The sequence below is a fragment of the Streptomyces sp. SP17BM10 genome (assembly GCF_036322405.1).
GTDB lineage: Bacteria > Actinomycetota > Actinomycetes > Streptomycetales > Streptomycetaceae > Kitasatospora.
Genome location: NZ_JAQYXB010000602.1, coordinates 1 through 24,510, shown reverse-complemented (window position 1 = coordinate 24,510; position 24,510 = coordinate 1). Strand labels below are relative to the sequence as shown.

Sequence of the window (24,510 nt, the reverse complement as noted above, 5' to 3'; positions counted from 1 at the left end):
GTTGCTCGATCACTGCGCGATCGACCGGCCCGCTGGCTCGTTCACGGACCGTGCCCGTACGGTACTCATCGTCCGCTGCCGCATCGTAGAGGGTTCGAGCGCGTTCTCGCCCGCGACGGCGGACACGGGGGCAGGGCCGGTCGGACACGGGGAGACGACGAGGATGGCATCGCGGCGGGACGAGCTGAACGCGTACACCTTCGCCCGCAGGCGGATGGTGGGCGCCTTCCTGCTGCCGGGCGGCGTGGGCGGCGACGAGGACGCGCCGCGTCCGCTGCGGGCGGTCCTGCCGAGTCTGGTCGTCGGGGCGGTCGTGGTGGCCGGGTTCGGGGTGTGGGGCGTCTTCCGGCCGAGCGCCCCGCTGCACTGGGACGACGGGCAGAACGTCGTCCAGGGCAAGCGGTCGACCACCCGGTACGTGGTGCTGACGGACCCGGACGGGCGGACGAAGCGCCTGCACCAGGTGCTCAACATGTCCTCGGCCCGGCTGGTGCTGCCGGTCGGCGCGAAGGTGGTGGTCGTCGACGACGACGTGCTCGACCGCTACCCGAACCACGGTCCGACGATCGGCATCCCGTACGCCCCGGACAAGCTGCCCGGCAAGGAGAACGTGAGCCGGGCGATGAAGTGGTCGGTGTGCGACCGCCCGGGCTCGGACGCGAAGCAGGAGACCGTCGACCAGGCGCTGTTCGTGGCGGCGGGCGCGGACGCGGCGGCGCTGGGCGCCAAGGGCCGGGTGCTCGGACCGGACCAGTTGCTGTTGGTCCAGCAGGCGGCGGACCAGCAGGTCACCGCCGCGGCCGGGGCGGGGCCGGCGGACGCGGGGACCTACCTGGTCGACGCGCAGGGCCGCCGGCACCGGATCGGCTCCCCGCAGGCGGACGACCGCGAGCGGAAGTCGCTGATCACCGCGGTCTTCGGCCCGAACGCGGTGCCGCAGCCGGTCAAGCGCGAGTGGCTGGACACCCTGCTGCCGGGCAGCGCCGTCGTCTTCCCGCAGGTCGACGGGGCCACGGACACCCAGGGCGCCAACTCGACGGTGGCGCTGCAGAACCAGGCCGACCGCCGGATCGGCCGGCTGGTGCACTACCGGGACCGCAACTACGTCGTCGGCCGGGACCGGCTGTTCCTGGTGACGCCGTTCCAGGCCGAGCTGATCCGGCAGAACCCGGCCTACCAGATGCTCTACACGTACGACCCGGACAAGCAGCCCCGCAACGACGAGATGACCCCGTCCGACCACGCGAGCTTCGGCACGGCCACCCCGCTGCCCGACGCCGGGGACGGCGACTGGCCGCTCAAGTCCGGCGCACCGGTGAACGACCGGCAGGAGCGCCAGGACGCGCGCACCGTCGTGTGCAGCACCTTCGACGGCGTCGCCGAGGACGGCCGCACGCCGAAGCGCAGCATGTGGGCGGGCCCGGAGTACCCGGCGCAGTACGACAACGGCGCGGGCGCCGCCTACGTGACGCCCGGCCACGGGCTGTTCTACCGCGCGATGGACAACGGCGCCGGCGGCTCCGGCACCGACTTCCTGATCACCGAGACGGGCCTGCGCTACTCGGTGCCCGCCAACGGTGACGGCGGCCGGGCCCCGTCGGCGCCGGCGGGCGCCCGGCCGGGCCAGGGCGGCGCCGCCAAGACGCCCTCGCCCCCGTCGCGTACGGCCGCGCCGGACCAGACGCAGCAACCGCAGCAGCCCGACGAGCCCGGCGGCAACCAGGCGCGCCTCGGCTACCAGGGCGTCCAGCCGCTGCCGGTCCCCCGCGAGTGGTCGGACCTGGTGCCGGCCGGCCCGCCGCTCAGCGCGAGGAGCGCGGCGCAGCAGCAGAACGCCTGACCGGCCTTGTGCCCAGGGGGAGTTGCGGGCCCGGCGGGCCGCTGTCACGGTCCGGCGACTACTCTGCGTTCGGAGTTGGGTGAGTTGCGTATGCCGACTACAGTGCTCCTGGACATCACAGGGGTGATGACCCGTCGGGTCGGACGCCCCGACGGTCATGGAGTGTCTGTCTGTTGGGGGACGGTGGAGCATGAGCGCTAACCAGTTCACGATGACCGCGCAGGAGATGCAGGCTTTCGCCAAGCACATCGAGGAGGTCATCGGCCAGATCGGCCAGGAGCGCACCAAGCTCAACAACACGGTGGAGCACGTCGGTGTCGGCTGGGGAGGCCAGGCCGCCGAGGCCTACAAGGCGCTCCAGCACCGGTTCAACGAGGACATCGACGCCCTCAACGGGTCGCTGAAGGCGATCAAGGACGCGATCGAGCTGACGACCAAGTACTACGCGGAGACCGAGGCCCAGCAACAGCAGCAGTTCGGCGGCGCCCGGAGCTGATCGCCGTCCCCGGGCCCGCCCGTCGGCCCGGACACCGATCACCGCACCGCACGGCGAACTGCCCGCATCCTCGATTGGGAGACATCGTGACCGACCGGATCCTCGTCAACTTCGACACCATCCACGGCGCCGCCGAGCAGGTCAAGGCCTCTGCCGCCCAGATCAACCACCTGCTGGAGGAGCTCAAGCAGGGCGTCACCAAGATCTCCGCGAGCTGGGAGGGCGCGGCCCAGCAGGGCTACCGGGCCCACCAGGCGAAGTGGGACGCCAAGGCCGCCGACCTCCAGCAGGCCTGCGCGCAGATCGCGGCCTCGCTGGAGTCCGCCGCGCAGAGCTACCGCGCCACCGAGGCCAAGAACACCAACGCCTGGACCTGACCGCTCCTCCCGGCGGGAGGGACGCACGCGTGGGGCGGGTGCCGGATCCCGGGTGCCCGCCCCCGGCGCGCGGGGGCGAACCGGACGAGGTGAGGGGAGGCAGGGTGTCCGGACGGGGGTACCGCAGGACGGCCGCGGCCCTGGCCGCGTTCGCGGTGCTGGCCGGTGCGGCGGCCGCCCCGGCGCGCGCCGACGGCCCCGGCGTGGCCGCCGCCGGCGACTGCCCGTCCCCCGCGCCGGACGTGCAGGTCGTGCCGTGGGCGCTCCAGCGGCTGCTGCTCGACGAGCTGTGGCAGCACGGCCGCACGACCGGCGCGGGCGTCACCGTCGCGGTCGTCGACACCGGTGTGGACGACCGCAACCCGCAGCTGGCCGGCAAGGTCACGGATGGCGGCAGCCTGCTGGTCGACCGGGAGAGCGGCAAGCGGGTCGAGGGCGGGGGCAAGGACGACCCGGTCGGCCACGGCACGAAGGTGGCGGGCATCATCGCCGCCGCCCGCTCCGACCGGACCGGTTTCGTCGGGCTCGCCCCCGGCGCGAAGCTCCTGTCGATCCGCCAGAACGACAGCGCGGGCAACGGCGACGTCGCCACCCTCGCCGCCGCCGTCACCCTGGCGGTCCGTGACGGGGCCCGGGTCGTCAACATCTCGCAGGACGTCCGTGGCGCGGGCACCACCGGCTTCACCGGCTACGCCGAGCTGAAGGCCGCAGTCGAGTACGCCGAGGCGAACCGCGCCGTGGTGGTCGCCTCCACCGGCAACGACGGCCGGGAGGGCGACACCTACCCCGGAGCCTTCCCCACCGTCCTGGCCGTCGGCGCCTCCGACCGCAACAACGAGCGCGCCTCCTTCTCCCAGTACGGCGATTTCGTGAAGGTCGCCGCGCCCGGCGTCGGCGTGCTCTCCACCGTCCCGGGCGGCGGCCAGTGCACCGACAGCGGCACCAGCTTCGCCGCCCCGTACGTCTCAGGGCTGGCCGCGCTGCTGATCGGCGCCCACCCGGACTGGAGCGCCGCCCAGGTGCGGGCCTGGATCGAGCAGACCGCCCAGCGCACCGAGCACGGCCCGAACCGCTTCATCGGCTGGGGCGTGGTGGACCCGGTCCGTGCCGTCACCAGGGCCCCGGCCGATCCGCCCGTGCAGGCCACGCCGGACGCACCCGTGCGCCTGGCCGCCGCCCCGATCGTGCCCCGCCCGGCCGGCCTCGGCGAGACCCGGGCCGACCGCGACCGCCGCACCGCGACCTACCTGCTCGGCGCGGGCGCGCTGCTCGTCGCGCTGCTGATCGGCGGCGGCGTCGTGCTGCGCGACCACCGGCGCCGCACCCCCGCCTGACCGGCCGGCGGCGCCTGCGCCCGAAGTCCGTCCCCGCCCGGCTGTAACATCCCGCGCCGGCCGCCGCATCCAAGAGGTGTCGGCGACCACGAGCCATGGGGGACAGCGCAGATGAGGCGGATCGGTGCGGGCCGGGAGGCCAAGGACGCGGAGTTCCTGGAGCTCGTGTCCAGCCGGACCGGCCACCTGTACCGCTCGGCCTGCCTGCTGACCAGCGGCGACACCCACCACGCCGAGGACCTCGTGCAGGAGGCCCTCGGCCGGATGTACGTCCTGTGGCGGCGCAGCGCCTGGACGGGTGGACGGCACCGGATCGACAACCCGGCGGCCTACGTCCACACCGTCATGGTGCGGATCTTCCTGGCCCAGCAGCGCCGCCGCTCCAGCACCGAGCGCCCCACCGGCCACCTGCCCGAGCCCGAGGGCCGGGAGGCCGACAGCACGCTGCGGCTGACCCTCCTCGACGCGCTCGGCCGGATGCCGGCCAAGGACCGGGCGGTGCTGGTCCTGCGTTACTGGGAGGACCGCAGCGTCGAGGAGACCGCCGAGGCGCTGCGCGCCTCCTCCGGCGCGGTCCGCACCCGCACGACCCGGGCGCTGGCCCGGCTGCGCACCCTGCTCGGCGACTCCCTGGCCGAACTGGCCGCCCGCTGAGTCCCGTTCGACGCCCGACCGACGACATCCGAACCGAAGAGACGGTGATCAACCATGTCCGAACCGGACACGTTCGAGGACGATCTGCTCTACGCGATGAGCCGCACCGGCGAGGCCTTCCGCTCCGAACGCGCGGACCTGGCGGCCGGCGGCCTGGACCTCGGCCGCCGCCGCTGGCGCCGGCGGTCCGCCGCCGCCGTGGTGAGCGGCGCGGCCGCGCTGGCGCTGGTCGCCACCGGCGCGTTCTACCTGTCCGGCGCTACCGGCGGCTCCTCGGCTGCCCCGGCCGAGGCCGCGGCCGCCCCGGCGACGGGCACCGCGCCCGCCACCGCGACCCCGGCCGCCACCCCGACGGCGACGAAGGCGGCGGCGCCGGCCGCCCCCGTCACCGACAAGGAGATGCTGGCCGCGTTCCAGTCGCTGCTGCCCAAGGGCGAGGTGACGGACGCCAAGGGCGAGGGCACCGAGAAGAGCACGACCCCGTACGCCCAGCTGGTCTTCGACGACGGCCAGGGCAAGTCTCTGATGAGCGTCTCGGTCCAGAAGTTCTACAAGGGCCAGGAGCAGCAGCGCACCTGCCCGACGGACCTCAAGCTCGCCAACCTGGACTCCTGCAGCGTCACCACGCTGGCGGACGGCTCCACGCTCATGCTCTCCCAGGGCTACGAGTACCCGGACCACCGCGCCACGACCAAGGAGTGGTGGGCGACGGTGAGCCGCCCGGACGGCGGCCAGGTCTCCTTCAACGAGTGGAACGCCGCACAGGAGAAGGGCGCGCCCGACAGCCGCCCCAACCCGCCGATCACCCTGGAGCAGGCGAAGGCGATCGTCACCGACAAGGTCTGGGACAAGGCCGTCGCGGCGGTCCGCTACAACGGCATCGACCCCGAGTCGTCGGAGGTCGGTCTCCCGTTGTCGCAGCGCAAGACGATTCTGGCCGGGCTGCTCCCCGCCGGGGTGACCATGACCCAGGTCAGTGGGACCGACGTCGTCGCCGACATCCGGCTGAGCCAGGGCGGCTCCACCGGTTCGCTGATGCTGCGGGTCCAGAAGCTGGTTCTGCAGGAGGGCGACCCGACGGGGGAGATCTTCAAGGACGCGACCGTTCTTCCCGACGGGACCAAGCTCCTTCTGCGCGGCCCTGGTACCTCCGCGCCGAAGGGCCCCCTGGCGGCGGACATCCTCCGGCCGGACGGTGTCCGGGTGACGGCTTCCCAGGGGCCGACCGGCACGGCGCTGCTCAGCCTCGACCAGCTGAAGGCGATCGCGGCGAGCCCGGAGTGGAAGGTCAAGAAGTAGGGGCCTGACGACACGGCGGTGCCCCGGGCGAGGGGGAAGCCCGGGGCACCACGCGGTGGGGGAGGGGGTGGGGGTCAGGCCTGCTGCTGGTCCTCGGGGAGGCTGATCACCCAGCGGGAGTCCTGCCGGGGGCGCAGGTAGAACAGCCAGTAGAGGGTCGCGGCGGCGGTGATGCCGCCGGTCCAGAGCAGGGGCTCGGTGTCCAGCTGGGTCATGACGTAGACCAGGACGGCGATCAGGACCACCGGGACGGCCGGCCACAGCGGCATCCGCCAGGCGGCGGCGTGCTTGTGGTGGCCGCGGCGGGAGAGCAGCGCGGCGACCGCGACCAGCAGGTACATCGCGGTGACGGCGACGCCGGTGATGTTGCTGAGCAGCTCGCCCTTGACGAAGCAGAGCGCGGCGCCCGGCAGGCCGACGGCCAGGGTGGCGATCCACGGGGAGCCGAACCGGCCCAGGGTGCCGAAGGCCTTGTTGACCGGGCCGGGCCAGGCCTTGTCGCGGGCGGAGGCGAACAGCACCCGGGAGTTCTGGATGACCATGACGATGCCGGCGTTGATGATGGCCAGCGCGATGCAGAGGCTGATGAAGGTGCCGACCGCCGAGTTGCTCCAGGCGGTGACCATGCCGGAGATGTCACCGGCGGCCAGGGTCTGCAGGTCCGGGGCGCCCATGGTGATGGCGGCGACCGGGATCAGGATGACGGCGCTGGAGAGGCCGAGCGTCCAGAGCACGGTGCGCGAGACGGTGCGGCGGGGGTTCTCCAGCTCCTCGGAGAGGTAGACGGCGGTGGAGAAGCCCTGGGTGACGAACAGGGCGATGCCGAGCGCGCCGATGATGGCGCCGATGCCGACGGTGGTGGTGGCGCCGTTGTCCCCGGCGACCACGCCGTGCAGCAGGCTCGGGTGGTTCGGGTTGGTGTGGGCGAAGCCGAGCACCGACACGACGCCGGCCGCGACGACCTCCAGCACCAGGAAGACGCCGGTGATCCAGGCGTTGGCGCGCAGGTCCAGCAGGCCGGCCAGGGTGGCGGCCAGCATCACCGCGGCGCCCGCGATGGGCTTGTCGACGTGCAGGACGGGCGCCAGGTAGTCGGCGGTGCCGAGCGCGATGACCGAGGGGACGATCATCACCACGATCAGCGACTGGATGAAGACCAGCCAGCCGGCCAGCCGCCCGGCCAGCGTGCCGACCATCGCGTACTCGCCGCCGGCGCTGGGGATCAGCGTGCCGAGCTCGGAGTAGCAGAACGCGACCGCGACGCAGAGCACCGAGCCGATCGCGATGGTGAGGGCGGTGGCGCTGCCGATGCTGGAGAACAGCTCCGGCACGATCACGAAGAGCGTGGACGCCGGGGTCACGCAGGAGAGCGTGAGGAGCGTTCCGCCCACGACGCCGATCGAGCGCTTGAGCTGCTGGGGGGCGATCGTCTCGTGCGCAGTGGGGGCTACGTCGAGTGGCGGGCGAAGCGTGTCGGTCATGAGGCTTCCGATCGGCTCTGTGCGGTCCTGGAGTGGGAGCGGTATCGCCTCCGCTGGCTGGCTGCTCGGGTCCTGGTCAGGTCGCTCCCGGGCCGCAATGGAACCTTGGGCGTAATGACTGCGTCAACGCCGGAACCGCTACGGAATCCGTTGCGGGGAACGGTATAAACATGCGATCCGATGATCACGTACGGTCATTGCGAGGATTGTCCGAGTTGTTACCTCTGCCACATCGCGCTTGAATCCAAGGTGAACGGAGAGTTGAAAGCATCCTTTCGAAGGCCTTGCTCCGATTCGATGCCGGTACGTCCAGGCGCCCCGAAGCGGCCCCGCAGGCTCCGGGCGGGGTGCGGGAACCGCAGCCCCGCACCGGAAAGATCTAGGTAACGTTTCAACACCTGGGACGACGGGGCTGCGGCGAGGGGCCGGACCCGCGCGGGCCCCACCCCTTTGGTCACCGTCCGTCACTGCTCGGCGGGCAACCATCCCGTCTGGACCAGCTGTCCGCCGGTCGCCCGCCGCGACACGTACAGTCCGCGGCCCGGCGGCAGCGCCTGCGGCTTGACCGTCCCCAGCAGCGCCCCCTCGTCCCGGTTGCCGGAGAGGACCACGCCCTGCCCGCCGAGCTCGCGCATCCGCTGCAGCACCGGCTCGTACAGCGACCGCCCGGCGCCGCCGGCGCTGCGCGCCACGATCACCCGCAGACCGATGTCCCGGGCGAACGGCAGGAACTCGGCCAGCGGCGCCAGCGGGTTGCCCGAGCCCGTCGCGACGAGGTCGTAGTCGTCGACGATCACGAACATGTCCTTGCCGCTGTACCAGCTGCGGTCGCGCAGCTGTTCGGCGGTGACGTCCGGCCCGGGCAGGCGGCGCGAGCAGGCGCCGCGCAGCATCTCGACGACCTTCGTCAGCGCGGGCTGCGTCGCCGCGTACTCCACCTGGTACTCGCGGGGGACGGCCCCCAGCAGCGCGCGCCGGTAGTCGGCGACGACGATGCCCGCCCGGTCGGCGGTGTACCGCTCGGTGATCTGCTTGACCAGCATCCGCAGCAGCGCGGACTTCCCGGACTGGGTGTCGCCGAACACGATGAACAGCGGATCCGTCTCGAAGTTCACGAACACCGGCGCCAGTTCGGCCTCGTCCACGCCGAAGGCCACCCCGCACTCGGGGTGCTCGAAGCCCTTCGGCAGCCCGTACCCGTCGAGGACGGCCGGCAGCATCCGCACCCGCGGCGCGCGCGGGCCGCTCCAGGCACCGGCGACGGCGGCGACGAGTCCGGCCACGCCGTCCTGGAGGTCGTCCACCGCGGACGAGCCGTCGATCCGGGGCAGGCCGGCCAGGAAGTGCAGCCGCTCCGGGGTGATGCCGCGCCCGGCGAGCGAGGGGACGTTCTGCGCCGTCCGGCGGTCCACCTCCGACTCCATCGCGTCGCCGAGCTTGAGCTCGGTGCGGTTCTGCAGCAGGTCCTTGAGCGCGGGGCGCACCTCCGCGTAGCGGGCCGCGGTGATGACGAGGTGCACGCCGAAGCCGAGGCCGCGCTGGGCGAGGTCGGCGATCACCGGTTCCAGCGCCTCGAACTCCTGCTTGAAGGTGTTCCAGCCGTCGATCACCAGGAACACGTCGCCGAAGGCCTCGCCCGGCAGCCGCCCGGCCGCCCGGCGGGCCCGGTAGGCCGCGATGGTGTCGATCCCGGCGGTCCGGAACAGTTCCTCGCGCCGGTTGAGCACGCCGTGCACCTCGGCGACCGTCCGGCGCACCGCGTCGACGTCGAGGCGCCCGGCGACCCCGCCGACGTGCGGCAGGCCGGCCAGGGCGCGGAAGCCGCCCGCGCCGAGGTCCAGCAGGTAGAACTGCACCTCCAGCGGGGTGTGGGTGAGGGCGAACGCGGCCACCGCGGTGCGCACGACCGTCGACTTGCCCGAGAGCGGGCCGCCGACGACCAGGCCGTGCCCGGCCGCGCCGGAGAAGTCGAGCTCCAGGACGTCCGTGCGCTGCTCGCGCGGCCGGTCGACCACGCCGATCGGCACCCGCAGCCGGCCCGCCGGGTACCCGGGCGCGCCCAGCCCGCGCTCCGGCTCGGCCTTCAGCGGCGGCAGCAGCCGGTCCAGGCCCGGCGCCGCGCCCAGCGGCGGCAGCCACACCTGGTGCGCGGCCGGGCCCTGGCCGGCCATCCGCCGCACGAAGACGTCGAGCACGGTGTCGGCCAGGGCGTCGTCCTGCTCCGGCGCCCGCGCCTCCTCCCGCGCGGGGGGCTCCGGCAGCTCCACCTCGGCCGCGGTGAACAGCACCGGCCGCGTGCCGGCCCGCTGCTCACCGGACACGTGCTGGCGCCCCGGCGCCCGGTAGGGGCCCGAGACGTACGCGGCCTTGAACCGTTCCATCGCGTCCTCGCCGAACTTGAGGTAGCCGACGCCCGGCACCGGCGGCAGGTGGTAGGCGTCCGGCGCGCCGATCGCCGCCCGCGACTCGGCCGCGGAGAAGGTGCGCAGGCCGATTCGGTAGGAGAGGTAGGTGTCCAGGCCGCGCAGCTTGCCCTCCTCCAGCCGCTGGGAGGCCAGCAGCAGGTGCACCCCCAGCGAGCGGCCGATCCGACCGATCTGGATGAACATCTCGATGAAGTCGGGCTTGGCGGTGAGCAGTTCGGAGAACTCGTCGATGATCAGCACCAGCGAGGGCAGCGGGTCCAGGGCCGCGCCGGCCGCCCGCGCCCGCTCGTACTCGTGGATGTTGACGTAGTTGCCGGCCCGGTGCAGCAGCTCCTGGCGGCGGTGCAGCTCGCCCTCGATCGCGTCGCGCATGCGGTCGACCAGGGTGAGCTCGCCCTCCAGGTTGGTGATGACGGCCGACGTGTGCGGCAGGTCGGCCATGCCGGCGAACGTCGCGCCGCCCTTGAAGTCGGCGAGGACGAAGTTCAGTTCCTCCGAGGAGTGCGTCATCGCGAGCGCCAGCACCAGCGTGCGCAGCAGCTCCGACTTGCCGGAACCGGTCGCGCCGACGCACAGGCCGTGCGGGCCCATGCCCTCCAGCGCGGCCTCCTTGATGTCCAGGAACACGTACTCACCGCCCGCGCTGACGCCGATCGGCACCCGCAGCCGCTCGTGCCGGGCGCGCGGGCGCCAGCCGCGGGCGACGTCGAAGGAGCCCGGGTCGCCGGAGTTCATCAGGTCGGTGAAGTCGAGGTCGGACAGCAGCGGCTCCTCGTCGCCGCCGGCCGACATCCGGTAGGGCGCCAACTGCCGCGCCAGCGCCTCGGACTGCCTCGCCGAGAGCAGGTCGGGCGTGCCGGTGTAGGTGGCCCCGGAGGCCGAGCGCAACTCGATCGCGGCGGGGCGCACGGTCACCATCAGGTGCCCGCTCGGCTCGTCGAGCTCGCCCGGGACGACCTCGATGACGGTCACCCCCTGCACGCCCTCCGGGCTCGCGAGCAGCGAGTCGTGCGGCACCCCGGCGCCGTCCGTCACGACGACGACGTGCGGCTGGTCCGGCGGGGCGGCGGCGTCCCGGACGAACCGCTGGCGACCGGCGAGTTCGTCCTGGAGGAGCACCTCCAGCTCCCCGAGCCCGGTGGCGGTCAGCCGGCGCGACCCGGCGCCGTCGGTCTCCTTGCGGTGCTGGTTGTGCGGGAGCCACTTCGTCCACTCCCACTCCCCGGCCGCGCCCGGCGCCGCGGCGACCGCCACCAGCAGGTCGTCCGGCGAGTGCAGGGTGGTCAGCTGGGCGATCATCGCCCGCACGCTGCCGTACACCGAGTCCGGGTCGCCGCACACCGTGACGTGGTAGAAGGCGCGGAGCGACACCGCGAGCGGGAGGTCCTGGAGCGTGCCGTGCGCGCTCAGGAAGGACTTCATGGCCGCCGCCGACAGCGGCTCCAGCTCGTCCGCCGGCGCGGTTCGCGGCGCCACCAGGGGAGTGGACAGCTGCACCGGCCCGAGGCCGATCCGGATCTGCGCGAAGTCCGCGTCCCCCGAACGGCGTTCCCACAGCCGGCGCCCGTCCGCGACCACCGACCACAGCTGGTCCGGCGCCGGGTTGAGGAACAGCAGCGCGCCGCGCTGGCGCTCAGCGGTGCGGCGCACCGCGCGCCGCGTCTGCTGGAGGTACTTGAGGTAGTCGCGCCGCGCGTCCGAGGTCGCGGTGGAACCGCCCCGGCGGGCCCGGACGATCTGCGCGAGCACCATGCCGAGCGTCGAGGCGATCATCAGCCCGCCCATGATCCGCATCGGCCCCTGGGAGCCCGGCGCGAAGAAGAACACCGCCGAGCCGCCCATGCCCAGCATCGGCAGGACGCCGGGCAGCCAGTCCTCGCCGCCCTGGCGCGGCAGTTCGGGCGGGGCGGCCAACTCCACCGGCTCGTCCGGCACCGGCGGCGGATAGGCCCTGGCCGCGCGCCTCACCATGATCACACCCATGTGCCCCCCACCACCCCTAGGCGCCGGTACGCCGCCGCGGCCGCCCGGCTCCTGCGACCCCCGCCGAACACGGCGTCAGGGCGCCCGATGGTACTGGTCGCACCCGCACTCTCCGTACGGGTAGGGTAGCGCCGCGTCAACTCGCGGGTACGCCGGGTGGGTTCGCCCCGGCGCTGGGGACAGGGGGAACGGCCGGTGCGTGCAACGACCGAGGTGGGCGCATGAGTGAGCGGTGCGAGCTCGTCATCGGAAGGTGCGTGTGGGCGAATGCCCCTGCCGGGCGAAGCGAGGTGGGCGCATGAGTGAGCGGTGCGAGCTCGTCATCGGAAGGTGCGTGTGGGCGAATGCCCCTGCCGAGCGAAGCGAGGTGGGCGCATGAGTGGCGTCGCGACGGGCTTCGCCCGGGTCACCGTCGTCACCCCGGACCGCCGGATCGACGTCGCCCTGCCCGAGGACCTCCCCCTCGCCGACCTCTACCCCGACGTCCTGCGCCTGGCCCGCGCCACCCAGCCCGACGGCGTCCCCACCGGCTTCCACCTGGTCCGCCGGGACGGCACCGTCCTCGACGGCGGCCTGTCGCTGGCCGCCCAGCAGGTCCGCGACGGCGACCTGCTCGCGCTGCGCCCGTTCGCCGAGTCCCTCCCGCCCGCCGTCTACGACGACGTCGCCGACGCCATCGCGGGCGCCGTGTCGGCCGACCACCGCTTCTGGAGCCCGGAACTCACCCGGGCCTTCGGCCTCACCGGTGCCACGGTCCTGCTCGCGCTGCTCGGCCTCGCCCTGTGGTCCGCCGGCCCGCACCACGACGCGCACGGCCTGCCCGGCGTCCTCGCCGGCGTCACGGCCGTCGTCCTCACCGCCCTGGCCGGCGTCCGCGCCCGGGTCTACGGGGACGCCCCGGCGGCGGTCGCGCTCGGCCTCGGGGCGCTGCCGCACGCCCTGATCGCCGGCACCGGCCTCCTCGCCGCCGCCCGGCCCGGGGAGGGTCCCGGCCGGCTGCAGTTCCTGGCCGGCTGCGTCGCCGTCCTCGTCACCGCCGTCCTGCTGGCCGGCCTGCTCCCCGAACGCGACGCGGTGTTCGTCGCCGCCGCCCTCGCCGCCGCCGCCGGCGCCCTCGCCGCCTTCGCCGCCGTCCTGCTGCCCGGCACCCCGGCGTACCGCATCGCCGCCGTCACCGGCGTGGCCGCCGTCGCCGCGATCGGCTTCCTGCCCGGACTCGCCGCCCGCGGCGCCCGGCTGCCCGTCGGCTACGCCGCCCCCGGCCAGACCCGCGGCGAGGCCGACGGCGAGCACCGCGCCGAGACCGTCCCGTACGAACGCATCGCCCGGCAGGCCCGCCGCGGCCACGAGGTCCTCGTCGGCCTGGTCGGCGGCTGCGCCGCGGTCGTCGCCGGCGCCTGCGCGCTGCTCGGCTTCACCGACGCGGTCTTCCCCGAACTGCTCGCGCTCGCGCTCGGCCTCGCCGTCATGCTCCGCGCCCGGCTGTTCCGCTACACCGCGCAGGTCCTCGCGCTCACCTCGGCCGGACTGCTCGGCCTCGCCCTGCTGATCGCGGGCCTGTCGCTGCACGCCCGGCAGTTCGCCCAGGACGCCGCCCCCGCCGACGCGGACCTGCGCACCCTCTGGCTGACCGCCGCCGTCGCCCTCGGCGCCGCCGCGCTCACCGCGGTCGCGCTCGTCGTGCCCCGCCTCGGCGTCTCCCCCTTCTGGGGGCGCGTCCTCGACCTCGTCGACGGCCTCGCCCTGCTCTCCCTCGTCCCGCTCGCCCTCGCCGTCCTCGACGTCTACCGCCTGGTGCGCGGGGCCACCGGCTGAGCCGCCCCGGCCCCGCCGACTGCCCGGGTGAGCCGCGCTGGTACGCTTGGCCTTCGAGCGCAGCCGTGTGTCCGCCCCCAGGGTGCGGAGGAAGCGGCCGGCGCCCGCGTTACGACACCGAGTTCTCGATGAGTCCTGTGCCGTAGACCAGGACCGCTCGGTTCACCTCGTGTAAGGAGTTGCAGTGGCTCTCGCCTCTGACATCAAGAAGCAGATCATCGCCGAGTTCGGCCAGAAGGAGGGCGACACCGGCTCCCCCGAGGTTCAGGTGGCCATGCTCTCCCGCCGCATCTCGGACCTGACCGAGCACCTCAAGGCCCACAAGCACGACCACCACTCGCGCCGTGGCCTGCTGATCCTGGTCGGCCAGCGCCGCCGCCTGCTGCAGTACCTGGCCAAGAAGGACATCGAGCGCTTCCGTACGCTCGTCGACCGCCTGGGCATCCGCCGCGGTGCCGCCGGTGGCGCCCGCTAAGACCGCCGCTCGGGGCGGCTCCCCACACCGGGGAGCCGCCCCTCGCGCGTATGCCGCGGCCGTTTCGCCGCGGCGCCCGGACATAACAACTCGCGCGCACCTCCCCAGGTGGCCGAGGATTGCACCGTAGGGTTGTGGGCATGCCGGGAGATGGCGCACGACGGCGCCACCCAGGCAGAAGGACCCCAACCCCCGCGGGCCGAAGGCTTCAAACGGAAGCCGCCCGCATCCGAGAGAGCGTCCAGACGCGGACCGCCCACCCGGCCCGGCAGCCGTGAGGCGCCGGTCCTCGGTAGTGGCCCCCGGAAGCCCCGCAGTCGAGCGGGACCCGCCGGAGGCTTCGATCGAAGACCGGCCCGACTGCCGCCCCTCCTGACAGGAGGGCACAGGGCCCACCGGCAGGCAGGACGCGGGGGCGCTCTCCCGGAGACGTACGAAAGAGGAGATCTTCCAGGTGGAAGAGAACGTGTTCTACGCCGAGGCCGTCATCGACAACGGCTCCTTCGGCACCCGTACCATCCGCTTCGAGACGGGCCGCCTGGCCCGTCAGGCCGGCGGCTCCGCCGTGGCCTACCTGGACGACGACACCATGGTGCTGTCGGCCACCAGCGCCTCCAAGCAGCCGAAGGAGCACTTCGACTTCTTCCCGCTGACCGTGGACGTCGAGGAGCGGATGTACGCCGCGGGCCGCATCCCCGGCTCGTTCTTCCGTCGCGAGGGCCGGCCCTCCGAGGACGCGATCCTCACCTGCCGCCTGATCGACCGCCCGCTGCGCCCGTCCTTCGTCAAGGGCCTGCGCAACGAGGTCCAGGTCGTCGTCACCGTGATGGCGCTCAACCCCGACCACCTGTACGACGTGGTCGCGATCAACGCCGCCTCCGCCTCCACCCAGCTGGCGGGCCTGCCGTTCTCCGGCCCGATCGGCGGCGTGCGCGTCGCCCTGATCAACGGCCAGTGGGTGGCCTTCCCGACCCACAGCGAGCTGGAGTCGGCCGTCTTCGACATGGTCGTCGCCGGTCGCGTCCTGCCGGACGGCGACGTCGCGATCATGATGGTCGAGGCCGAGGCCACCGACAAGACCATCAAGCTGGTCGAGGGCGGCGCCGAGGCGCCGACCGAGGAGGTCGTCGCCTCCGGTCTGGACGCCGCCAAGCCGTTCATCAAGGTCCTGTGCGCCGCCCAGGCCCAGCTGGCCGCCCAGGCCGCCAAGCCCACCGGCGAGTTCCCGGTCTTCCTGGACTACCAGGACGACGTCCTCGCCGCGCTGACCGCCGCCGTCAAGGACGAGCTGGCCCAGGCCCTCACCATCGCGGGCAAGCAGGAGCGCAACAACGAGCTCGACCGCGTCAAGGCGCTCGCCGCCGAGAAGCTGCTCCCCGAGTTCGAGGGCCGCGAGAAGGAGATCAGCGCCGCCTACAACGCGCTGACCAAGAAGATCGTCCGCGAGCGCGTCATCAAGGACAAGGTCCGCATCGACGGCCGCGGCGTCACCGACATCCGCACCCTGGCCGCCGAGGTCGAGGCCATCCCGCGCGTCCACGGCTCCGCCCTGTTCGAGCGCGGCGAGACCCAGATCCTGGGCGTCACCACGCTGAACATGCTCCGCATGGAGCAGCAGCTCGACACGCTCTCCCCGGAGACGCGTCGCCGCTACATGCACAACTACAACTTCCCGCCGTACTCGGTCGGCGAGACCGGCCGCGTGGGCTCGCCCAAGCGCCGCGAGATCGGCCACGGCGCCCTGGCCGAGCGCGCCATCCTGCCGGTGCTCCCCACCCGCGAGGAGTTCCCGTACGCCATCCGCCAGGTCTCCGAGGCGCTCGGCTCCAACGGCTCCACCTCGATGGGCTCGGTCTGCGCCTCGACCATGTCGCTGCTGAACGCCGGCGTGCCGCTGAAGGCCGCCGTCGCCGGCATCGCCATGGGCCTCATCTCCCAGGAGATCGACGGTGAGACCCACTACGTCGCGCTGACCGACATCCTCGGTGCCGAGGACGCGTACGGCGACATGGACTTCAAGGTCGCCGGTACCCGCAACTTCATCACCGCCCTCCAGCTCGACACCAAGCTGAACGGCATCCCGGCGTCGGTCCTGGCCGCCGCCCTGAAGCAGGCCCGCGACGCCCGCCTGCACATCCTCGACGTGATGAACGAGGCCATCGACTCCCCGGACGAGATGTCCCCGAACGCGCCGCGCATCATCACCATCAAGATCCCGGTGGACAAGATCGGCGAGGTCATCGGCCCCAAGGGCAAGATGATCAACCAGATCCAGGAGGACACCGGCGCCGAGATCACGATCGAGGACGACGGCACCATCTACATCGGTGCCGCCGACGGCCCGGCCGCCGAGGCCGCCCGCACCACGATCAACCAGATCGCCAACCCGACCATGCCGGAGGTCGGCGAGCGCTACCTGGGCACCGTGGTCAAGACCACGACGTTCGGCGCGTTCGTGTCGCTCATGCCGGGCAAGGACGGCCTGCTGCACATCTCGCAGATCCGCAAGCTCGCCGGTGGCAAGCGCGTGGAGAACGTCGAGGACGTGCTCGGCGTCGGCGCCAAGGTGCAGGTCGAGATCGCCGAGATCGACCCGCGCGGCAAGCTCTCCCTCATCCCGGTCGTCGAGGGCGAGGAGGCCGGCGAGGCCGCTTCCGAGTGAAGCGCCGCTAGCTGACCCCTTGCGGCCCGTACGCCTCCCGGCGTGCGGGCCGCACCCTGTTGTCCCCCCGCTTTCGTACGCGCGTCCTCCGGCCGCGCGTTTCCTCTGGAGGTACCCCCCGTGGCCCAGGCCCCGGCCGCGAAGCAGCGCCCCGGCACCACCCGGACCCTGCTCAAGGGCGCCGACGGCGCCGGCACCGTGCGCCGCACCGTGCTCCCCGGCGGCCTGCGGGTCGTCACCGAGACCCTGCCGACGGTGCGCTCCGCCACCTTCGGCATCTGGGTCGGCGTCGGCTCGCGGGACGAGACCCCGCAGCTCAACGGTGCCACCCACTACCTGGAGCACCTGCTCTTCAAGGGCACCGAGCGGCGCAGCGCGCTGGACATCTCGGCCGCCCTGGACGCGGTCGGCGGCGAGATGAACGCCTTCACCGCGAAGGAGAACACCTGCTACTACGCCCGGGTCCTCGACACCGACCTGCCGCTCGCCATCGACGTGGTGTGCGACATGCTCACCGGCTCGCTCATCCGCACCGAGGACGTCGAGGCCGAGCGCGGCGTCATCCTCGAGGAGATGGCGATGGCCGAGGACGACCCGGGCGACGTCGTCCACGACCTGTTCGCCAAGGTGATCTTCGGCAGCGGCCCGCTCGGCCGCCCGATCCTCGGCACCCAGGAGACGATCCGCACCCTCACCCGGGACCAGATCGCCGGCTTCTACCGCCGCCGCTACCGGCCCGAGAACCTCGTCGTCGCCGCGGCCGGAAACCTCGACCACCGCAAGGTGGTCAAGCAGGTCGAGGAGGCCTTCGCGCCGGTGCTCGCGGCCTCCGCCGCCGCTCCCGCCGAGGCCCGGCGCGGCGTCAAGGCGCTGCGCACGGCGGGGCGGGTCGAGGTGCTCAACCGCTCGACCGAGCAGGCCCACCTGGTGCTGGGCGTGCCGGGGGTGCCGCGGCACGACGAGCGCCGCTGGGCGATGGGCGTGCTCAACGCGGCCCTGGGCGGCGGGATGAGCTCCCGGCTGTTCCAGGAGGTCCGGGAGAAGCGCGGGCTCGCGTACTCGGTGTACTCCTACTCCTCGTCCTACGCGGACAGCGGTCTGTTCGGCATCTACGCCGGCTGCCAGCCCAAGCGGGTCGAGGAGGTGCTGCGGATCTGCCGCGCCGAGCTGGCCAAGGTGGTCGCCGAGGGCATCACCGAGGAGGAGCTGCAGCGCGCGATCGGCCAGATCTCCGGCTCCACCGTGCTCGGCATGGAGGACACCGGCTCGCTGATGAACCGGATCGGCAAGGCCGAGCTCAGCTACGGGCACCACCTGTCGGTGGACGACATGCTGGCGCGGATCGCGGCGGTGACCCTGGAGGACGTCCAGGCCGTCGCCCGTGATGTGCTGGGCGCGTACCGGCCGTCGCTGGCGCTGATCGGCCCGGTCAACGACAAGCGGGCCGCCAAGCTCGCCGATCTGCTGGTCTGAGACCGGCTGGTGTGAGAGGAACTTCGCAATGACGCTGCGTGTCGCCGTGATCGGCGCCAAGGGCCGGATCGGCTCCGAGGCCGTCAAGGCCGTCGAGGCCGCGCCGGACCTGGAGCTGGTGGCCGCGCTCGGCCGCGGCTCCGACCTGGCGGAGCTGACCGAGGCGGGGGCCCAGGTGGCGGTCGAACTGACCCACCCCGACTCGGTGATGGGCAACCTCGACCACTGCCTGCACCACGGCATCCACGTGGTCACCGGCACCACCGGCTGGACGGAGGAGCGCCTCGCCACCGTCCGCGGCTGGCTGGCCGAGGCCCCGGAGCTCGGCCTGCTGATCGCGCCGAACTTCTCCATCGGCGCCATCCTCGGCATGAAGTTCGCCCAGACGGCGGCCCGCTACTTCGAGTCCGTCGAGGTCCTCGAGCTGCACCACGACCGCAAGGCCGACGCGCCCAGCGGCACCGCGACCCGCACCGCCCAGCTGATCGCCGCCGCCCGCGCCGAGGCGGGCCGCCCGCCGCAGCAGGACCCGACCACCCACAGCCTGCCCGGCGCGCGCGGGGCCGACGTCGACGGCGTGCCGGTGCACGCCGTCCGGCTGCGCGGCCTGCTCGCCCACCAGCAGGTGATGTTCGGCGACACCGGCGAGACGCTCACCATCCGGCACGACTCGCTGCACCACAGCAGCTTCATGCCGGGCATCCTGCTGGGCGCCCGCAAGGTCGTCGAGACGCCGGGGCTGACCTTCGGCCTCGAGCACTTCCTGGACCTGTGAGCCCGTCATGACCTCTCGTACCGGGTTCTTCGCCCTCGCCGGCGTGCTGCTGCTGGTCGCGCTGATCTGCATCGGCGAGGGCGTCCAGCTGGTCGCCACCGGCAAACCGCTCGGCATCGGCATCGGGTTGTGCGCCTTCGTCATCCCGGTGATCGGCGTCTGGTTCCTGCGCCAGACCGTCCGCTTCGGCCGGGACAGCGAGCGGCTCGCCCGCGAGCTGGAGGCCGAGGGCGGCCTGCCGGTGGACGAGCTGAAGCGCACCAAGGGCGGCCGGATCGACCGTGCCTCGGCCGACGCGGTGTTCGCCCGCCGCCAGGCCGAGGCCGAGGCCGCGCCGGACGACTGGCGGGTCTGGTTCCGGCTGGCCGTGGCGTACGCCGACGCCGGGGACACCCCGCGCGCCCGCAAGACCATGCAGCACGCCATCCGGCTGCACGACCGGCGCGACCGCACCGAACCCGCGAGGAGCACCGCGTGAGCGAGGAAACGACGGCCCCCAGGTTCCGCAGTGACGTCACGGTGGAACTGGTCCGCAGCGCCGCCGCCGACTCGGACGTCATCTGGGCGGCCCGCGTCTCGACCGCGGGGGAGCAGTCCCTGGAGGCGCTCCAGGAGGACCCGGAGAAGTCGAAGGGCCTGATCAACTTCCTGATGCGCGACCGGCACGGCACGCCGTTCGAGCACAATTCGATGACCTTCTTCATCAGTGCGCCGATCTTCGTCTTCCGCGAGTTCCACCGCCACCGCAGCGGCTGGTGTCTCGCGGGCGACACCGAGATCACCCTGCAGGGCGAGGACGGTGCGCTCGAGCGCCGGACCATCGCGGAGCTGTACGGGCTCTGGCACGTCGGCGTCGAGGGCCGGCTGCCGGCCGCCAAGGGTGGTGTGACCTGGCACAAGAAGTCCGGGAAGTGGCGGGCCCAGGTCAAGCACAAGGGCGAGCTGCACCACCTCGGGCTGCACACGGGCCGAGAGGCGGCGGAGACGGCCGTGGCGGAGTTCCGCGCGCTGCACCCGGGCAAGCGCGCGAGGAAGCCGGACACCGTTCGGCGCAACCACGTGCGGTGCTTCGACGAGCGGACGCTGCTGGCAGGGCGGGCGCCGGTCGTCGACGTGATGGAGTCCGGCGTCAAGCGGCTCATCAAGCTGACCACCGCGAGCGGCAAACAGCTTCGGTGCAGCAAGGACCACGCGATCCTCACCCCGGACGGTTGGCGCAAGGCCGGGGAACTGGCCGTCGGCGATTCGGTGATGACGGGCGGTACCGCCGCCCGGCCCTCGGAGGCGTTGGTGCCGCCGAGCCTGCGCCGGGGCATCGGGGTCTGGACGTCGATGCAGCGCAACCGGCTCATCGACGAGCTGGACGTCTGCTACCTGTGCTCCCGCACCTTCCCGCGAGAGGCGCTGGAACTGGACCACGTCGTCCCGGTCGCGCTCGACCTCGGAAAGGCACTCGACGAGAAGAACCTCGCACCTGCGTGCGAGGACTGTCACGCGGCCAAGAGCGCGGCCGAGCAGTCGCTGGCCACGCGGGGCGGAAAGGTCGCGCTGGCCAAGGCGGACCTGGTCACGGCCGTCGTCGAGGACGGCGAGGAGATGACCTACGACCTGGCCGTCGAGGGGCCCTGGCACAACTTCCTGGCCAACGGCATCGTCGTCCACAACTCGTACAACGAGGAGTCCGGCCGCTACCGCGAGCTGGAGCCGGTCTTCTACGTCCCCGCCGAGGAGCGCAAGCTCGTCCAGCAGGGCCGCCCCGGCCGGTACGAGTTCGTCGAGGGCACCGCGGAGCAGCACGAGACCGTCACCGCGTCGATGGAGGCGGCCTACCGCGAGGCGTACGACCGCTACCAGGAGATGCTGGCGGCCGGCGTGGCCCGCGAGGTGGCCCGCGCGGTGCTCCCGGTCGGCCTCTTCTCCTCGATGTACGCGACCTGCAACTCCCGTTCGCTGATGCACTTCCTGTCGCTGCGGACCAAGCGGGAGAACTCGGCGGTGCCGTCCTTCCCGCAGCGCGAGATCGAGATGGTCGCCGAGCAGATGGAGGCGCAGTGGGCGCAGCTCATGCCGCTCACCCATGCGGCCTTCGAGAAGCACGGCCGGGTCGCCCCCTGACCTGCGGCGATGAGCATATGGGCAGAGTGTCTGGCATGTCTGGATTGCGGCTTTTCTAGCCGCTCCCTACATTCGTGAACACGGATTCCGGTGCTGCCTGAACCCCCGAGCACGCAGCACCGGAATCCCATGTCACCGCCGTGTCGCCGCCTGTTCCGGCCGCCCCGGGCACCGGACACCTGTCCGAACCCTGGACCGGTGTGGTTACCGCCCCACCGCCTACGAGTAGTTTTGGACGCATGGCTCCGACCTCCACCCCTCAGACGCCGTTCGGGCGGGTCCTGACCGCGATGGTCACCCCGTTCACCGCCGACGGCGGACTCGACCTCGACGGCGCCCAGCGCCTCGCCACGCACCTCGTCGACTCCGGCAACGACGGCCTCGTCGTCAACGGCACCACCGGTGAGTCCCCGACCACCAGCGACGCCGAGAAGGCCCAGCTCGTCCGCGCCGTGGTGGAGGCGGTGGGGGACCGCGCCCACGTCGTGGCCGGCGTCGGCACCAACGACACCCACCACAGCGCCGAACTGGCCCGCCAGGCCGAGTCGGCCGGAGCGCACGGCCTGCTGGTCGTCACGCCGTACTACAGCAAGCCCCCACAGGAGGGCCTGTACCGGCACACCGTGCACATCGCCGACGCCACCGGGCTGCCGGTCATGCTGTACGACATCCCGGGCCGCAGCGGGGTGGCCCTGGGCCACGAGACGCTGGTGCGTCTCGGCGAGCACCCGCGGATCGTCGCCAACAAGGACGCCAAGGGCGACCTCGGCGCCGCCGCCTGGGCGATCGCCCGCTCGGACCTCGCCTGGTACTCCGGCGACGACATCCTGAACCTGCCGCTGCTGTCGGTCGGAGCCGCCGGCGTGGTGAGTGTCGTCGGGCACGTCGTGGCCGGCGAGCTGCGTGCGATGATCGACGCGTACCTGGCCGGCGATGTGGCCAAGGCCACGGCGATCCACCAGGGTCTGCTCCCGGTCTTCAGCGGTATGTTCCGCACCCAGGGCGTCATCCTCGCCAAGGCCTCGCTGGCCCTCCAGGGCCTGCCCGCGGGCCCGCTGCGGCTGCCCCTGATCGGCGCGACTCCCGAGGAGATCGCGCAATTGAAGGAGGATCTCGCCGCAGGCGGGGTACACCTGTAACGGACAAGACGTGCGCGCCCCGGCTCGCCGGACCCTCTCGGGACCGCCGCTGGACCGGACCGAAGGCGCGAGAGCACAGACCCAGTAGGAACACACGACACTGAGTACGCACGCCATATGTCTCCGGGGGAGGACCCCGGGCATATGGCGTGCGTCGTGAGGAGAGTCTTTTGAGTCACCCGCACCCCGAACTCGGCGCGCCCCCCGCCCTGAAGGAGGGCGCCCTCCGTATCACTCCGCTCGGCGGCCTCGGTGAGATCGGCCGCAACATGACGGTCCTGGAATTCGGGGACCGCATCCTGATCGTCGACTGTGGCGTCCTCTTCCCCGAGGACGAGCAGCCCGGCGTGGACCTGATCCTCCCGGACTTCACCTACATCCGGGACCGGCTCGACAAGGTCGACGGCATCGTCCTCACCCACGGGCACGAGGACCACATCGGCGCCGTCCCCTTCCTGCTCCGGGAGAACCCGGACATCCCGCTGATCGGCTCGAAGCTCACCCTCGCCCTGATCGAGGCCAAGCTCGCCGAGCACCGCATCCGGCCGTACGTGCTGGAGGTCAAGGAGGGCGAGCGCGAGCGCATCGGCCCCTTCGACTGCGAGTTCATCGCGGTCAACCACTCCATCCCGGACGCCCTCGCGGTGGCCGTGCGCACCCCGGCCGGCATGGTCGTCGCCACCGGCGACTTCAAGATGGACCAGCTGCCGCTGGACGGCCGCCTGACCGACCTGCCGACCTTCGCCAAGCTGGCGGAGGAGGGCATGGACCTGCTCCTGGTGGACTCCACCAACGCCGAGGTCCCCGGCTTCATCCCGCACGAGCGGGACATCTCGGCCGCCCTGCGCAACGTCTTCGCGAACGCCGACAAGCGCATCATCGTCGCCTCCTTCGCGAGCCACGTGCACCGCATCCAGCAGGTGCTGGACGCCGCGCACGAGTACAAGCGCAAGGTCGCCTTCGTGGGCCGCTCGATGGTCCGCAACATGGGCATCGCCCGCGACCTCGGGTACCTCAAGGTCCCCGGCAACATGGTGGTCGACGTCAAGCAGCTCGACGACCTGCCGGACAAGGAGGTCGTGCTGATCTGCACCGGCTCGCAGGGCGAGCCGATGGCCGCGCTGTCCCGGATGGCCAACCGCGACCACCAGATCCGCATCGTCGAGGGCGACACCGTCGTCCTGGCCTCGTCGCTCATCCCGGGCAACGAGAACGCCGTCTACCGCGTGATCAACGGCCTGACCCGCTGGGGCGCCAAGGTCGTGCACAAGGGCAACGCCAAGGTGCACGTCTCCGGCCACGCCTCGGCCGGCGAGCTGCTGTACTTCTTCAACATCTGCAAGCCGCGCAACCTGATGCCGGTTCACGGCGAGTGGCGCCACCTGCGGGCGGCCGCCGACCTGGGCATCGCCACCGGCGTCCCGCGCAACCGCGTGGTCATCGCGGAGGACGGCGTCTGCGTCGACCTGGAGAACGGCGTCGCCCGGATCGTCGGCAAGGTGCAGGCCGGGTACGTCTACGTCGACGGCGCCTCGGTCGGCGACATCACCGAGGCCTCGCTGAAGGACCGCAAGATCCTCGGCGAGGAGGGCTTCATCTCGGTCTTCGTCGCGGTCGACTCGACCAACGGCAAGATCGTGGGCGGCCCGACCATCCAGGCCCGCGGCTCCGGCATCGAGGACAACGCGTTCGGGCCGGTCGTCGCCAAGCTCCAGGAGGGCCTGGACCGCTCGGCGAGCGACGGCGTCCTGGAGCCCCGTCAGGTGCAGCAGCTCGTCCGCCGCACCATCGGCAAGTGGGTGGCGGACAACTACCGCCGCCGGCCGATGATCCTGCCGGTCGTCGTCGAGGTCTGACGCCCCTGAGGCTGGTTTGACGTGGGGCAGCCCGGTGCGTAGTGTTCTCCGGGTTGCCCCACGGGACGGCCCCGAAGGAAGCCCTCGAATTCCAATTCGAGAGGACCCGAGGAAAACGGCCCGAGAAACTCTGGTAGAGTTCGGGAGCGCCGAAAGGCGAAAGCCGATTCGATGAATGAAACTCCGGAAAACGGAGCGGAAATCATCTGATAAGCTGGAAACACGAAAGAACGAAGCGCCCGGAGGGCCCGCTGGAAGGCGGCTCGAAGGAAGCGTCCGTTCCTTGAGAACTCAACAGCGTGCCAAAAGT

17 protein-coding genes and 1 pseudogene are annotated in these 24,510 nt (G+C 72.4%); 16 read left to right on the top strand and 2 right to left on the bottom strand.

Annotation, left to right across the window (positions count from 1 at the left end; genetic code table 11):
* The first annotated feature begins 163 nt into the window (after positions 1-163).
* From eccB to PUR71_RS21895, 6 genes are all read left to right on the top strand, one after another.
* Complete coding sequence (eccB, locus tag PUR71_RS21920; RefSeq protein ID WP_329928774.1) at positions 164-1,840, top strand: type VII secretion protein EccB; 1,677 nt, start codon at positions 164-166, stop codon at positions 1,838-1,840.
* A gap of 190 nt (positions 1,841-2,030) precedes the next feature.
* Entirely contained in the window at positions 2,031-2,336 is a 306-nt protein-coding gene (locus PUR71_RS21915) for a WXG100 family type VII secretion target (RefSeq protein ID WP_329928773.1), read from the top strand.
* Between the two features lie 86 nt (positions 2,337-2,422).
* Complete coding sequence (locus PUR71_RS21910; RefSeq protein WP_329928772.1) at positions 2,423-2,713, top strand: WXG100 family type VII secretion target; 291 nt, start codon at positions 2,423-2,425, stop codon at positions 2,711-2,713.
* Between the two features lie 104 nt (positions 2,714-2,817).
* Positions 2,818-4,047, top strand: a complete 1,230-nt coding sequence (gene mycP, locus PUR71_RS21905; protein WP_329928771.1) for a type VII secretion-associated serine protease mycosin — start codon at positions 2,818-2,820, stop codon at positions 4,045-4,047.
* A gap of 111 nt (positions 4,048-4,158) precedes the next feature.
* Positions 4,159-4,701: a SigE family RNA polymerase sigma factor gene (locus PUR71_RS21900; RefSeq protein ID WP_329928770.1), complete on the top strand. Its 543-nt coding sequence runs from the start codon at positions 4,159-4,161 to the stop codon at positions 4,699-4,701.
* Between the two features lie 54 nt (positions 4,702-4,755).
* Positions 4,756-6,000: a hypothetical protein gene (locus PUR71_RS21895; protein ID WP_329928769.1), complete on the top strand. Its 1,245-nt coding sequence runs from the start codon at positions 4,756-4,758 to the stop codon at positions 5,998-6,000.
* A 74-nt stretch (positions 6,001-6,074) separates the two neighbouring features.
* Here PUR71_RS21895 and PUR71_RS21890 read toward each other — a convergent pair whose 3' ends face one another.
* Together PUR71_RS21890 and eccCa are read right to left on the bottom strand one after the other, a co-directional pair.
* Positions 6,075-7,481 carry an APC family permease gene (locus PUR71_RS21890; RefSeq protein WP_329928768.1) on the bottom strand — a complete coding sequence of 469 codons (1,407 nt, stop codon included), beginning with the start codon at positions 7,479-7,481 and terminating at the stop codon, positions 6,075-6,077.
* A gap of 464 nt (positions 7,482-7,945) precedes the next feature.
* Complete coding sequence (eccCa, locus tag PUR71_RS21885) at positions 7,946-11,890, bottom strand: type VII secretion protein EccCa (protein ID WP_329928767.1); 3,945 nt, start codon at positions 11,888-11,890, stop codon at positions 7,946-7,948.
* Positions 11,891-12,265: 375 nt separating this feature from the next.
* Here eccCa and eccD point away from each other — a divergent pair, with 375 nt between their 5' ends.
* From eccD to PUR71_RS21830, 10 genes and pseudogenes are all read left to right on the top strand, one after another.
* Positions 12,266-13,705, top strand: a complete 1,440-nt coding sequence (eccD, locus tag PUR71_RS21880) for a type VII secretion integral membrane protein EccD (RefSeq protein ID WP_329928766.1) — start codon at positions 12,266-12,268, stop codon at positions 13,703-13,705.
* A gap of 184 nt (positions 13,706-13,889) precedes the next feature.
* Positions 13,890-14,180 carry a 30S ribosomal protein S15 gene (rpsO, locus tag PUR71_RS21875; protein ID WP_093860318.1) on the top strand — a complete coding sequence of 97 codons (291 nt, stop codon included), beginning with the start codon at positions 13,890-13,892 and terminating at the stop codon, positions 14,178-14,180.
* Positions 14,181-14,634: 454 nt separating this feature from the next.
* Positions 14,635-16,842, top strand: coding sequence for a polyribonucleotide nucleotidyltransferase (locus PUR71_RS21870; RefSeq protein ID WP_329928765.1), 2,208 nt, complete (start codon positions 14,635-14,637; stop codon positions 16,840-16,842).
* A gap of 120 nt (positions 16,843-16,962) precedes the next feature.
* Complete coding sequence (locus tag PUR71_RS21865) at positions 16,963-18,315, top strand: M16 family metallopeptidase (protein ID WP_329928764.1); 1,353 nt, start codon at positions 16,963-16,965, stop codon at positions 18,313-18,315.
* A gap of 28 nt (positions 18,316-18,343) precedes the next feature.
* On the top strand, positions 18,344-19,090 hold the full coding sequence (gene dapB, locus PUR71_RS21860) for a 4-hydroxy-tetrahydrodipicolinate reductase (RefSeq protein WP_329928763.1): 747 nt from the start codon (positions 18,344-18,346) through the stop codon (positions 19,088-19,090).
* A 7-nt stretch (positions 19,091-19,097) separates the two neighbouring features.
* A complete protein-coding gene (locus PUR71_RS21855; protein WP_329928762.1) occupies positions 19,098-19,568 on the top strand; it encodes a tetratricopeptide repeat protein in 471 nt (156 codons plus the stop codon).
* Positions 19,565-19,846, top strand: a pseudogene (locus PUR71_RS21850) (FAD-dependent thymidylate synthase); the annotation flags it as partial. The gene PUR71_RS21855 and the pseudogene PUR71_RS21850, both read left to right, overlap by 4 nt.
* Before the next feature lie 360 nt (positions 19,847-20,206).
* Entirely contained in the window at positions 20,207-21,205 is a 999-nt protein-coding gene (gene thyX, locus PUR71_RS41330) for an FAD-dependent thymidylate synthase (protein ID WP_443077523.1), read from the top strand.
* 239 nt (positions 21,206-21,444) lie between these two features.
* Positions 21,445-22,344, top strand: a complete 900-nt coding sequence (gene dapA / locus PUR71_RS21835; RefSeq protein ID WP_329928761.1) for a 4-hydroxy-tetrahydrodipicolinate synthase — start codon at positions 21,445-21,447, stop codon at positions 22,342-22,344.
* Between the two features lie 170 nt (positions 22,345-22,514).
* Positions 22,515-24,200 (top strand): ribonuclease J, encoded by a 1,686-nt coding sequence (locus PUR71_RS21830; protein WP_329928760.1) that lies wholly within the window; start codon positions 22,515-22,517, stop codon positions 24,198-24,200.
* Positions 24,201-24,510 lie beyond the last annotated feature (310 nt).

What these genes read in the sequence shown, in the direction of transcription:
- eccB (WP_329928774.1), top strand. Translation starts at nt 164, where the DNA reads ATGGCATCGCGGCGGGACGAGCTGAACGCGTACACCTTCGCCCGCAGG.
- PUR71_RS21915 (WP_329928773.1), top strand. Translation starts at nt 2,031, where the DNA reads ATGAGCGCTAACCAGTTCACGATGACCGCGCAGGAGATGCAGGCTTTC.
- PUR71_RS21900 (WP_329928770.1), top strand. Translation starts at nt 4,159, where the DNA reads ATGAGGCGGATCGGTGCGGGCCGGGAGGCCAAGGACGCGGAGTTCCTG.
- PUR71_RS21895 (WP_329928769.1), top strand. Translation starts at nt 4,756, where the DNA reads ATGTCCGAACCGGACACGTTCGAGGACGATCTGCTCTACGCGATGAGC.
- PUR71_RS21890 (WP_329928768.1), bottom strand. Translation starts at nt 7,481, where the DNA reads ATGACCGACACGCTTCGCCCGCCACTCGACGTAGCCCCCACTGCGCAC.
- eccCa (WP_329928767.1), bottom strand. Translation starts at nt 11,890, where the DNA reads ATGGGTGTGATCATGGTGAGGCGCGCGGCCAGGGCCTATCCGCCGCCG.
- eccD (WP_329928766.1), top strand. Translation starts at nt 12,266, where the DNA reads ATGAGTGGCGTCGCGACGGGCTTCGCCCGGGTCACCGTCGTCACCCCG.
- dapB (WP_329928763.1), top strand. Translation starts at nt 18,344, where the DNA reads ATGACGCTGCGTGTCGCCGTGATCGGCGCCAAGGGCCGGATCGGCTCC.
- PUR71_RS21855 (WP_329928762.1), top strand. Translation starts at nt 19,098, where the DNA reads ATGACCTCTCGTACCGGGTTCTTCGCCCTCGCCGGCGTGCTGCTGCTG.
- thyX (WP_443077523.1), top strand. Translation starts at nt 20,207, where the DNA reads ATGGAGTCCGGCGTCAAGCGGCTCATCAAGCTGACCACCGCGAGCGGC.
- dapA (WP_329928761.1), top strand. Translation starts at nt 21,445, where the DNA reads ATGGCTCCGACCTCCACCCCTCAGACGCCGTTCGGGCGGGTCCTGACC.